Raw genomic sequence first — 11,903 nt, forward strand, 5'->3', positions numbered from 1 at the left:
CCTTGTCCTGAACGGAGTTGATGAAGCTCTGCGACACCTTCGCCTTGTCATGGCCGTAGGGCAGCAGATCGTCGTTCGAAATCCCGATCTTAGCGCCAATCTCCTGGATCGGCTTCTTCTGCGCTTCACGCGCAATCTCAATGTCACTCTTGTAGCTCATGGCCGTCTCCCTGCTGCCATCCGTTCCGGTTCACGCCCCGCTGCTGATGATCCCCGCGAGGCAAGATATATTCCTATTAATTAAATATTTTTCCTACACGTCAACACATTCTTGCGCGGATTTTCCTGAAAAACAGGGGGATTTTGCTGTTTCTGCCGCGGATCAGAAACTGGCGGAATTTCACCCCGGGTGAAGACGGCGCATATGCGGCAAAGCCTGCCGCAAACAAAAGAGGCCCGGGCAATGCCCGGGCCGTGCGTAGTCCAGCCCGAAGACCGGACAGGGGAATCAGATGTCCAGCGTGTTCTCTTTTTCCCAGCGGGAGAAGTGGTTCACAAAGGAGCTCCACTCTTGCTCCTTCATCTTCAGGTAAGCGGCCGAGAACTCCTCGCCCATCATTGCCTTCAGACCATCGTCCTTGTCGTAGAAGCGCAGCGCATCCAGCATGTTGAGCGGCAGTTTCGGCGCGTCGGTGATGGTGTGGCCTTCGGCGTACATGTCGATGTCGTGACGCGGGCCAGGGTCGGCTTTGGAGCGGACACCGGAGAGGCCGGCCGCGATGATCACCGCCTGCAGCAGATAGGGGTTCACAGCACCATCCGGCAGGCGCAGTTCAAACCGGCCGGGGCCTGGAACGCGCACCATGTGAGTGCGGTTGTTGCCGGTCCAGGTCACGGTGTTCGGCGCCCAGGTCGCGCCCGACATGGTGCGCGGCGCATTGATGCGCTTGTAGGAGTTCACCGTGGGGTTGGTGATCGCCGCCAGGGCTGAGGCGTGCTTCATGATGCCGCCCAGGAACCAGCCGCCCTGCTCCGACAGGCCCAGCTCGGCAATCTGGCCCGCGCCCTTTTCACCGGCAAAGACGTTGGTGCGGGCATCTTTGCCCGGTGCGTCCCAGACCGAGATATGCGCGTGGCAGCCGTTGCCGGTGAGGCCCTCGACCGGCTTTGGCATGAAGGTCGCGCGGTAGCCGTGCTTTTCCGCCACCGATTTAGTCATGAACTTGAAGAAGCTGTGCTTGTCGGCGGTCGACAGCGCATCGTCGAACTCCCAGTTCATCTCGAACTGGCCGTTGGCGTCCTCGTGGTCGTTCTGATACGGGCCCCAGCCCAGTTCCAGCATGTAGTCGCAGATCTCGCGGACCACGTCATAACGGCGCATCACCGCCTGCTGGTCATAGCAGGGTTTTTCAGCGGTATCGAAGGGGTCCGAGATTTCCTCTCCGTCCGGGGTCAGCAGGAAGAACTCGGCCTCGATGCCGGTCTTCACGTGCAGGCCTTCGTCCGCAGCCTCCTTGATCAGGCGGCGCAGCACGTTGCGCGGCGCCTGAGCCACATCCTCGCCTTCCATCACGCAGTCAGCCGCCACCCAGGCGACCTCCGGCTTCCACGGCAGCTGGATCACCGAGTTGGGATCCGGCACCGCCAGCATGTCCGGGTGGGCCGGTGTGAGGTCAAGCCAGGTGGCAAAACCGGCAAAGCCGGCCCCGTCTTCCTGCATGTCCGCGATCGCCTGTGCCGGCACCAGTTTGGCGCGCTGGCCACCGAACAAGTCGGTGAAGGAGATCATGAAGTATTTAACGCCTTTTTCTTTTGCGAAAGCAGCCAGATCTGTCGTCATGGTCCTACTTCCTTTCCCTGTTGAACGTATTTCGAAAATGGGGCGCGAACCGTCACCGGCCGCGCCCCGCTTAACTTCAGAACCCTGCCTTACCCGGGTACCAGTCGGTGCCGGCCAGCGGCACGCGCGCCATGGCGGCGGCCTCCATGGTCAGGGCGCACAGATCCTCGGGTTCGAGGTTGTGCAGGTGGTTGTGGCCGCAGGCGCGGGCAATGGTCTGCGCCTCTAGCGTCATCACCTTGAGGTAGTTGCGCAGGCGGCGGCCCGCTTCGGCCGGATCCAAGCGCTTCATCAGCTCCGGGTCTTGGGTGGTAATGCCGGCCGGGTCGCGGCCTTCGTGCCAGTCGTCATAGGCGCCGGTGGTGGTGCCCAGCTTCTGGTACTCGTTTTCCCATTTCGGGTCGTTGTCGCCCAGCGCGATCAGCGCCGCGGTGCCGATGGCCACCGCGTCAGCACCCAGTGCCATCGCCTTGGCCACGTCGGCGCCGGTGCGGATGCCGCCAGAGACCACCAGCTGCACTTCGCGGTGCACGCCCAGATCCTGCAACGCCTGCACGGCGGGGCGGATACAGGCCAGCGTCGGCAGACCGACATGTTCGATGAACACGTCCTGGGTAGCGGCCGTGCCGCCCTGCATGCCGTCCAGCACCACAACATCGGCGCCTGCCTTCACGGCCAAAGCAGTGTCATAGTAGGGCCGGGTGCCGCCAACCTTCACATAGATCGGCTTTTCCCAGTTGGTGATTTCCCGCAGCTCCAGGATCTTGATTTCCAGGTCATCCGGGCCGGTCCAGTCCGGGTGGCGGCAGGCGGAACGCTGGTCGATGCCCTTGGGCAGGCAGCGCATTTCCGCAACCCGGTCCGAGATCTTCTGGCCCAGCAGCATGCCGCCACCGCCGGGCTTAGCGCCCTGACCGACCACAACCTCGATGGCGTCCGCCTTGCGCAGGTCATCGGGGTTCATGCCGTAGCGGGACGGCAGGTACTGGTAAACCAGCTTGGAGGAATGGCCGCGCTCTTCCGGGGTCATGCCGCCGTCACCGGTGGTGGTGGAGGTGCCGGCGGCAGATGCGCCGCGGCCCAGGGCCTCTTTCGCGGGGCCCGACAGCGCGCCAAAGCTCATGCCGGCAATGGTGACCGGAATGTCCAGCTCAATCGGCTTCTTGGCGAAACGTGTGCCCAGGGTCACCTTGGTTTCACATTTCTCGCGGTAGCCTTCCAGCGGATAGCGCGAGACCGAGGCGCCGAGGAACAGCAGGTCATCGAAATGCGGCACCCGGCGCTTAGCGCCGCCGCCGCGGATGTCATAGATCCCGGTGGCTGCCGCGCGGCGGATTTCCGCGTTGATCGGGTTGGAGAATGTCGCCGACTGGATCGGCTCGGTACGGGGGATGTTCTTGTTATCCATGCCTTTTGATCCTGTCCTTAGTACGCTTGCGCGTTGTCGACGTCGAAGTTGTAAAGCTGGCGGGCGGAGCCATAGCGCTTGAACTCTTCCGGCTTGGCGTCGGAGCCCGCGCGTTCCAGCAGATCCTTGAGGATCTCGATGTGCTCAGGCCGCATCTCTTTCTCGATGCAGTCGGCGCCCAGGCTCTTGACCGAACCGCGCACAAACAGGCGCGCCTCATAGCAGCTGTCGCCCAGCGCATCACCGGCATCGCCGCAGACAACCAGGTTGCCCGCCTGCGCCATGAAGGCGCACATGTGGCCGATGTTGCCGTGCACGACGATGTCGATGCCTTTCATGGAGATGCCGCAGCGTGAAGACGCATTGCCCTTGATCACCAGCAGGCCGCCGTGGCCGGTGGCACCGGCATATTGGCTGGCGTCGCCCTCGACGATCACCTGGCCGGACATCATGTTTTCAGCCACACCGGGGCCAACAGACCCTTCGACGCGCACGGTCGCCTGCTGGTTCATGCCGGCGCAGTAGTAGCCGGTCGAGCCCTTGACGGTCACGTCAATCGGCGAGTCCAAACCCACGGCAATCGCATGGCTGCCCTTGGGGTTGACGACTTCCCAGGCAGTTTTGTTAGTGCTGCCGTTCAATTCCTGCAGGGCGGAGTTCAGACCGCGCAGGCCATTTGCTTCAAGATCATATGTCTGCATCTTAGTGGTTCCAGAAGTAAACGGTTGCGGGTTCGGGCTCCCAGACCTTGGCATCTTCAATGCCCGGCAGGTTCACCAGCGCGCGGTATTCGGAACCGAAGGCCACATACTGGTCGGTTTCCGCCATCACCGCCGGCTTGCAGGCGATCGGGTCGCGGACCACGCCAAAACCGTCCTTGGTGCCCACCACGAAGTTGAAGAACCCGTCCAGGTCTTCCAGGGTGCCTTCCAGCGCTTCACCCAGGGTGGCGCCGTTCTGCATCTTCCAGGTCAGATAGGCTGCGCCCACCTCGGTGTCGTTCTGGCTTTCGATCCGCACCCCGTCCCGGCGCAGCTTGCGGCGCAGCGAGTTGTGGTTGGACAGCGAGCCATTGTGCACCAGGCACTGGTCCGATCCGGTCGAGAACGGGTGTGCGCCCTCGGTGGTCACGGCGGATTCAGTGGCCATGCGGGTATGGCCGATGCCATGGGTGCCGCTCATGCCGCGCACGTCGAAACGCTCTGCAACTTTCTCGGGCAGACCCACTTCCTTGTAAATCTCGATGGTGTCGCCTGCACTCATGACACGCATGCCGGGGCGCAGTTCCGCCAATGCGGCGCGCGCTTCTTCGGCTTTGCCAGCGGGCACCTCCAGCACCGCGTGGGTGTCGGTCACCCGGATCGACACATCGGTGCTCAGCGCTTCGGCCAGCGCGCCGTCCAGCCCGTCAAAGGCAGCCTCCGGCGAGTCCGACTGAACGGTCAGCTTGGTGCGCCCGTCCGCCTCGGATCCGTAGATTGCAATGCCCGCACTGTCAGGACCGCGGTCCGTCATGGTGATGAGCATATCGGTGAGCATATCGCCCAGTTTTGGCTCTAGTGATTTGTCTTTCAGAAAAAGACCGACAATCCCGCACATGGGTGTGCCTCCTGCTTTTCATCTCGAATCAACGCTAGCAGTTTGCGATCTACCGTTCAACTCTTATGAAACTTATTTTCCCTTGAGGGAAAGAAAAGGCGCGCCGTCTGGCGCGCCTCTGGTTGGGTCGGGATCAGTATTTCTCCAACAAGGAGTGTATTTTCTCCTTGTCCCCCATATTCTTAGCCTTCTCCAGATGAGCGCCCTCGCGAACAAACTGGATCCGGTGCCAGGCGATCCAGAAGACCACCCCCAGGACAACCATCAGCCCTTCTGATCCTTGAAAGGGGTAAACTGCCCCAACTTCTGCCAGATCCACCGCCCAGCTGTCGTATCCGATCGTAGACATTCCAATTCTCCTTATTCAGCCGGAACGCCGTTGCCGTTCACTGCAGCCTTGTCGGCAGCAATGATTTCGGCCTTGGCATCTTCGTAGGCATGGTGTTCAGCGTAATCGAGGCCCTGCAGCTCGACCTCCACCGGGATCCGCAGCACGCCAGCAGCGGCCTGCATCTTGGAGATCACGTACCCGGGCAGCCAGCCCAGCACGCCAAACATGATCACCGCGCCGATGGTCTGGCCAACCGGGTTGACGGTGGCATAGCCTTCATAGGGCGAGCTCGGCGCGCCCCACAGCAGGAAGCCCGCGATGATCAGCCCCACGATGCCGGAGTAGCCATGCACGGCAACAGCGCCCACCGCATCGTCGATCTTGAAAGTGCGCTCGACCCAGTAGTGCAGCTTGTAGACGATCACGACACCAACCGCGCCGACCAGCATCGCCTGGATCGGGTGGTACAGGTCGTTGCCGGCAGAGGCTGTGATGATGCCCGCCAGACCGCCGGAGAAGGTCCAGAAAGCATCGCCCTTGGACACCACATAGGCCGCCATCAGGCCGCCGGACAGCGACATCAGGAAGTTGAAGGTGATCGCGGACAGCGAGGTCGGCGCCAGATAGATGTTGGTGGCCGTCCAGGTTTCGCCGGTCAGCAGCCCGCCAATGCCATCCGGCGAGATCACCGGAATGTTGCAAGCGGCATAGAAGCCCCAGAACCCCGAGTAGATCAGGAAGATCCCGATGGTCAGCATCCATGGGTTATGCGGCGGGATATCGCGCGGAGTGCCGTCAGCGGCGAACTTGCCCAGGCGCGGGCCCAGCACCATGATCACACCCAATGCGTAACCGCCGGCAATCGCGTGGATCACACCGGAGGCATAGGCGTCGTGATAGCCCAGGTATTTCACCATCCAGCCCTCGGCGTGCCAGCCCCAGGCCGCGTCGATGATCCAGAACACCGAGCCGATCATAACTGCATGCACCCACAGGGCGGAAGAGCGGATCCGCTCAATCACCGCGCCGGACACGATCGAGGCCGCGGTCCAGGAGAACAGCAGGAACGCCGCCCAGAACACGCCGGTGATCCGGTCTGAGAGGTTGGTGCCCATGTTCTGCGACCACGGCAGGTTGGCCGCGCCTGCATCATGGTTCAGGCCGCCGAAGAACGGGAAGCTGGGGAACGCCCAGTAGATCCACCAGCCGAAAAAGAAGAAAGTCACCGTGACCAGCGGAATGATCATGATGTTCTTCATCAATGTGTGCATGTGGTTGCGGTGGCGGCTGGCGCCGACCTCATACATGCAGAACCCCACGTGAATGAGGAACATGAAGACAACGGTCACCCAGTAATAGAACTCGGTGAACACCGTTGTTAACGCGTTCAGATTTCCATCCAATGTTTTGCCCTCCTGTTGGCAGTGTTCCCGGGCATTTTTTGCCTCTTGGGAATATTATTTTCCATTATTATTGGGTTCCGGCGGGCAGACCTGTCAATCTTCATGTGAAAATTTGTTCACCCCCAGGGAACACGGTGCCGCTTTTCGCGTTTTTATTTGCCGGTTTTCAGACCAGTTAAGTCCCCGGCATCCAAAGACTTAGCGCCAACCGGCCCGGACCGGTTCCATGCCGCGCCGACATGCTGCAACCACCGCCAAACCCATGGTGCAACTGCGCATTTGCGACAGAATCACGCGAATCTCCGGCACCACTTGTCTGTGATTCTCCCCCGGAACGGGTTGCGCAGAGCCTGCCGCAACCGCAAGCCTGATGTCGAAAAAGACCATTTCAGGCCAATTCATGCCGCAAACCCATTCGGAATCGGCATTTTTGGCAAAATCTTTTTCCTGCTAGGAATAATCATTGACACGAAGCCTCCTCCCTTGGCTAACTGGACCAGACCAATGGAACCAAATCAAGAATTTTGGTCCGCACCAATAGGGAGAAACGCAAAATGGCCATCATCTGGCGGACTTCAGCACTGGCGCAGCGCCACAAGGAAATCGGCGGCGAGCTGGAAGATTGGAACGGCATGGGAACCGCCTGGTTCTATGACCACACCCCCGAGCGCGCCAAAGCCGACTACGAGGCGATCCGCACCAAGGCCGGCCTGATGGACGTGTCCGGCCTGAAGAAAGTCCACGTCGTGGGCGAGCACGCGGCACAGGTCATCGACCGGGTCACCACCCGCAACGTCGAAAAGATCATGCCGGGCCGCTCAACCTATGCCTCGATCCTGAACGACCAGGGCAAATTCGTGGACGACTGCATCATCTACCGCCTGTCGGTGAACAGCTGGCTGGTGGTGCATGGCACCGGCACCGGCATGGAGCAGCTGAACACGGTTGCGGCCGGCAAGAACTGCTCGGTGATCTTTGACGACAACATGCACGACATGTCGCTGCAGGGCCCCGTTGCGGTGGACTTCCTGGCCGAATACGTGCCCGGCATCCGTGATTTGGCCTATTTCGGCATCATCCAGACCAAGCTGTTCGGCTGCCCGGTGATGATCTCGCGCACCGGCTACACCGGTGAGCGCGGCTATGAGATCTTTTGCCAGGCCAAGGATGCCGTGCACCTCTGGGACAGCATCCTGGACAAGGGCGCGGGGCTCGGCATCGTGCCGGTGCAGTTCTCCACCCTCGACCTCTTGCGCACCGAAAGCTACCTGCTGTTCTATCCGGGCGACAACTCCGAGACCTACCCGTTCGACGATGAGCCCTGCGGCGACACGCTGTGGGAATTGGGCCTCGAATTCACTGTCTCCCCGGGCAAAACCGGCTTCATCGGCGCCGAGAACCACTATGCCGCCGAAGGCAAGGAGCGGTTCAAGATCTACGGCGTCCAGCTGGAGGGCACCACCCCGGCGGATGAAGGCGCAGACCTGCTGCAGAACGGTGAAAAAGTCGGCGTGGTCACCTACGGCATGTATTCCGACGTGAACAAGCACAACGTGGGCATCGCGCGGATGCCGGTGGCCTGCGCCAAGCCGGGCACCGAGCTGACCGTGCGCAACGGCGACGGCACCGAGATTGCCGCCACCGCCGCCGAGATGCCCTTCTACGACAAGGACAAATCGATCCGCACCGCAAAGGGCTGATCCGGATCCCGGGCGTCTCCATCCCGGAGGCGCCCGCTTTCGTTCACCCGGACTGCAGGAAAAGCGACCCACATGTCTAAGACCGTATTCCCCCCTTCCATCAAAAGCCGCCCCGTCTACGGCGAGCTTGAAGCCCGCGCCGGCAGCGGCCACCTGATGATTGCCGATGCCGAAGGCGCCGAGGCGATCCTTGATCTGGCCAAAACCGCGGACGCGGCGTTCTGGGCCAAGGCCCATATCATCTACATCCCCAAGGACACCGGCACCAAATACAGCAGCCAGCTGGAAGAGCTGGGTGCAGGCCAATACTACGCAGGCCCCTCTTATGAGGCTGCGCAAACCCGCATCCGCCGCGCCCTGCTGGATTGCCACATGGGCACGCAGGTCTACCTCGCAGGTACAGAAAGCCTGATGGGCCAGGCCATGGCCGAGGCCACCGCCGCCGGCATCCCCCATACCGCGATCCAGACCGAGCACCGCGGCTCCACCGCGCGGCGCATGCAATGCGTGCACTGCAAGGGCATCACCGAGGACGTCACCACCGACCCGTTTGAATGCAGCCATTGCGGCCTCAGCCTATTTGTGCGCGATCACTATTCGCGCCGTCTCGCCGCCTTTCAGGGCGTGCGGGTGGATGCCGAAGATCCGGGCAATATCCCCGAGAAAGTGGAGCTGTTCAAATGAGTGCTGGCACCGCAAAACTGAATGTCACCGTGGCTGAGGTCAAACCGATCAACGATCTGGTCACCCGGTTCAAATTCGTCCGCACCGGCGGCGGCGACCTGCCCACTTTCTCGGGCGGCGCCCACACCGTGGTGGAGATGCAAGACGGCGATATCACCCGGCTCAACGCCTATTCGCTGATGTCCGACCCGGCTGACCGCGGCGCCTATATGATCTCGGTGCGCCGCGACGATGAGGGCCGCGGCGGCTCCAAATTCATGCATTCCCAGGTGAAAGAGGGCATGGAGATGGTGATCTCCAACCCGGTGAACCTGTTCTCGCTGGACCTGCGCGCAGGCAAGCACCTTATGCTGGCCGGCGGCATCGGCATCACCCCCTTCATGGCGCAGATGCACCAGCTCTCGATGATGGGTGGGAACTTCGAATTGCATTATTCGGTCCGCACCGCATCACTCGGCACCTACGCCAAGGAGTTGTCAGACCGTTACCCGGGCAAAGTGCACATCTATCACGACGACCAGAAAGAGGCGATTGACCTCAGGACTCTGCTCGCCAACCAGCCGCTGGGCACCCATGTTTACGTCTGCGGCCCCAAAGGTATGATCGAATGGGTGCATGGCACCGCCGAGGAAATGGGCTGGCCGCGCGAGGCCGTGCATTCCGAGGAATTCCTCGCCCCCGCTTCCGGCAAGCCGTTCGAGGTGAAATGCGCCGTGTCGAACAAGGTGGTTCAGGTCGGCGAGCACCAATCGCTGCTGGAAGCGCTGGAAGCGGCCGGCATCGACGCCCCCTACCTCTGCCGCGGCGGTGCCTGCGGCCAGTGCGAGACCAATGTCATCGGCTATGACGGCAAGTTCCTGCACTACGACCACTGGCTGACCGATGAGCAGAAGGCAGGCGGCAAGCACATCATGCCCTGCGTTTCACGCTTTGAAGGCAAAACCCTGGTCCTGGACCGCTGAGGGAGAGAAAGATGACCATTCAATTCAACGACGAAACCTTCCACGGCGACTTCACCTTCAAGAACTCGGACTGGGCAATCAAGCGCTTCCCCTTCCCGTTCCACGAAGACAGCTACATGTATTCTGTGAACATGGAGCCGCACACCTCCTACCGGCCCGGCTCGGTGTTCGAACGCACCTTCGACGTGGACGAGCATTATGTCTCGGAAATGAAGGACCGCGCCCGGGTGCTGGCAAACGACCCGCTGCGCTGCCAGTCGCTGCCGCATATGACGCTGGCGGGCTGGGACCTGGTCGAGCTGATCATGGAAGCCAAGGCGCGCGAGTACCCGGACTTGTTCGAACTGCACAAGGACGGCAACCGCTGGCGCTGGATCAACAAGCCGCTGGGCATCGACGACACCTTCACCTTCCTCGATGAAAGCACCCTGCCTTACGGCCCGATGGAATACATCACCCGCCAAACCCAGGGCGACTTTGCGGTATTGGACCAGCGCGACGACAACCTGTGGATGGATGCCGGAATGGTCACCACCCAGGCCGACTGGAGCTTGGACTTCGACATCGGCATGAACTTCTTTGAATGGCACGCACCGGTACCGAAGGCGCATGAAATGGGCATCTTCGTGCGCGCGCTGAAGTTCCTGCTGAATATCCAGCAGGGCCAGCCCGCCCGCCGCCTGAACTGGACGATGACGGTCAACCCGCTTTTGGACACCAGCCCCGAGAACTACCACAAATGGGGTGTGATGAAGCAGGGCCTGACGATGGACAACATCGGCGACAAACAGCACCTTCGGGTCGAACTGCAAACCTTCTTCCGCCTGCCCCGCTCCAACGCGCTGGTGTTCCCGATCCGCTGCTACCTGATCAGCTTCAACGATCTGGTGACAGTGCCGAAATGGGGCCGACGCCTGCACCGGGTGATCCGCGACCTGCCCGAGGAGCTGGCGACCTATAAGGGCTTCATCGACAACCGCCCGCTGATGGTGGAGTGGCTCTCGCAATATGACGACGGCACACCAACTTCGGACGGTATCTGGCCCGACGATTGATCCCGAGCGGACCTGGCGGGCCGTCCCTACCCCCTGTCACTTAGGCCCGCCTCACTGACTGCCGTTGCCCCTGGCTCCGGCAGTTTCTTTTTTAACTGAAGAGGGCATTCCCGCCCCTGCATCAGACGGCAGGCTGCACCTGCCCCCTGTACAGCCTTGGGCCGGGCAGCGAACGGCAAGCTCTCCGCATAACGCACCAGCGCCGCGCATCGCGCGGCGCTGCGCCCAACTGCGCGGGGACATCTTCAGATGTTCCCGAAACAGGCGGGAGCACCCGCGGCGCGGATCAGCTCGACTGCGGGTAGGAGATGATCGACAGGTAGCGCGCTGGCAGTTTCACCAGACCCTCAGGCCCATGCGGCGCGTCGGCGTCGAAGAACAGCGTATCCCCAGGTTTCAATTCAAACACCTTGTCGCCATGGCGGTAATCCACCTCGCCCTCCAGCATATAGAGCATTTCCACCCCATCATGCTGGAAGGTCGGAAACACATCCGACTCTTCAGTCAAGGTGATCATGTAAGGCTCCACCATCACGCCAGAGGCATTGGCACCCAGATGCCCCAGAAGCTGGTACTGGTGCCCGGCCCGGGTGCCCGCGCGCTCGGTCTCCGCACCTTCGCCGGATTTCGTGTGCACCGCCTCCCGGCTTTCTTCAAAGCGCCGGAAAAAGGAGGTGATTGGCACGCTCAGCGCATTGGCAAGCAGCTGCAGCGTGGTCAGAGACGGCGACGTGTTGCCGTTTTCGATCTTGGACAGCATCCCGATCGACAGCCCCGTCAGATTGGCCAGATCCGCCACAGTGATCCCCTGCTGACGCCGGAACGACCGGACCTCACGGCCAATTGCCACTTCCAGAACTTTTTCCGAGCCCTCGCGGACACGATGCGGATCTTGAGAAAGGTTATTTGCCACTGCGTCGCTATCGTCTTTGGGTTTAGCCACTGTGTTATCTTCCTTATGGACAGCCTCTGACAAGCGCG

General features: G+C 61.4%; 14 protein-coding genes. 5 read left to right on the plus strand and 9 right to left on the minus strand.

All coding sequences use genetic code 11. The annotated features are described in order from the left end of the window. On the minus strand, positions 1-160 hold a 160-nt coding region (locus tag ACXAHG_RS21190), incomplete at its 3' end, for a formate--tetrahydrofolate ligase (protein WP_475057551.1). Here ACXAHG_RS21190 and ACXAHG_RS21195 point away from each other — a divergent pair. Next, positions 159-353, plus strand: a complete 195-nt coding sequence (locus ACXAHG_RS21195; protein ID WP_475060524.1) for a hypothetical protein — start codon at positions 159-161, stop codon at positions 351-353. The two genes, ACXAHG_RS21190 and ACXAHG_RS21195, sit on opposite strands and share 2 nt — an antisense overlap. 95 nt (positions 354-448) lie before the next feature. On the opposite strand, the gene glnT is transcribed toward ACXAHG_RS21195, so the two are convergent. The 7 genes from glnT to ACXAHG_RS21230 form a co-directional block, all read right to left on the minus strand. Further along, a complete protein-coding gene (glnT, locus tag ACXAHG_RS21200; RefSeq protein WP_475039698.1) occupies positions 449-1,780 on the minus strand; it encodes a type III glutamate--ammonia ligase in 1,332 nt (443 codons plus the stop codon). Between the two features lie 76 nt (positions 1,781-1,856). Further along, entirely contained in the window at positions 1,857-3,188 is a 1,332-nt protein-coding gene (locus tag ACXAHG_RS21205) for an FMN-binding glutamate synthase family protein (protein WP_475039700.1), read from the minus strand. Between the two features lie 17 nt (positions 3,189-3,205). Next, a complete protein-coding gene (locus ACXAHG_RS21210; protein WP_475039702.1) occupies positions 3,206-3,889 on the minus strand; it encodes a protein GlxC in 684 nt (227 codons plus the stop codon). 1 nt (position 3,890) lies between these two features. Next, complete coding sequence (locus ACXAHG_RS21215) at positions 3,891-4,787, minus strand: class II glutamine amidotransferase (protein ID WP_475060527.1); 897 nt, start codon at positions 4,785-4,787, stop codon at positions 3,891-3,893. Positions 4,788-4,920: 133 nt separating this feature from the next. Beyond that, positions 4,921-5,136 carry a hypothetical protein gene (locus tag ACXAHG_RS21220; RefSeq protein ID WP_475039704.1) on the minus strand — a complete coding sequence of 72 codons (216 nt, stop codon included), beginning with the start codon at positions 5,134-5,136 and terminating at the stop codon, positions 4,921-4,923. 11 nt (positions 5,137-5,147) lie between these two features. Continuing rightward, positions 5,148-6,521 (minus strand): ammonium transporter, encoded by a 1,374-nt coding sequence (locus ACXAHG_RS21225; protein ID WP_475039706.1) that lies wholly within the window; start codon positions 6,519-6,521, stop codon positions 5,148-5,150. A 198-nt stretch (positions 6,522-6,719) separates the two neighbouring features. Beyond that, complete coding sequence (locus ACXAHG_RS21230; protein ID WP_475060530.1) at positions 6,720-6,923, minus strand: hypothetical protein; 204 nt, start codon at positions 6,921-6,923, stop codon at positions 6,720-6,722. Positions 6,924-7,075: 152 nt separating this feature from the next. Between ACXAHG_RS21230 and ACXAHG_RS21235 the strand changes: the two genes are divergently transcribed. From ACXAHG_RS21235 to ACXAHG_RS21250, 4 genes are all read left to right on the plus strand, one after another. After that, positions 7,076-8,221, plus strand: a complete 1,146-nt coding sequence (locus ACXAHG_RS21235; protein WP_475039707.1) for an aminomethyl transferase family protein — start codon at positions 7,076-7,078, stop codon at positions 8,219-8,221. A gap of 72 nt (positions 8,222-8,293) precedes the next feature. Then, a complete protein-coding gene (locus ACXAHG_RS21240; protein WP_475060532.1) occupies positions 8,294-8,905 on the plus strand; it encodes a dimethylamine monooxygenase subunit DmmA family protein in 612 nt (203 codons plus the stop codon). Further along, complete coding sequence (locus ACXAHG_RS21245) at positions 8,902-9,867, plus strand: PDR/VanB family oxidoreductase (RefSeq protein WP_475060535.1); 966 nt, start codon at positions 8,902-8,904, stop codon at positions 9,865-9,867. Before ACXAHG_RS21240 ends, ACXAHG_RS21245 begins: the two co-directional genes overlap by 4 nt. Before the next feature lie 11 nt (positions 9,868-9,878). Then, complete coding sequence (locus tag ACXAHG_RS21250) at positions 9,879-10,922, plus strand: heme-dependent oxidative N-demethylase family protein (RefSeq protein ID WP_475060537.1); 1,044 nt, start codon at positions 9,879-9,881, stop codon at positions 10,920-10,922. Positions 10,923-11,208: 286 nt separating this feature from the next. On the opposite strand, the gene ACXAHG_RS21255 is transcribed toward ACXAHG_RS21250, so the two are convergent. After that, positions 11,209-11,865 carry a helix-turn-helix domain-containing protein gene (locus tag ACXAHG_RS21255; protein ID WP_475039713.1) on the minus strand — a complete coding sequence of 219 codons (657 nt, stop codon included), beginning with the start codon at positions 11,863-11,865 and terminating at the stop codon, positions 11,209-11,211. Positions 11,866-11,903: the final 38 nt, after the last annotated feature.

The organism is Leisingera sp. ABD4_442, assembly GCF_056160905.1.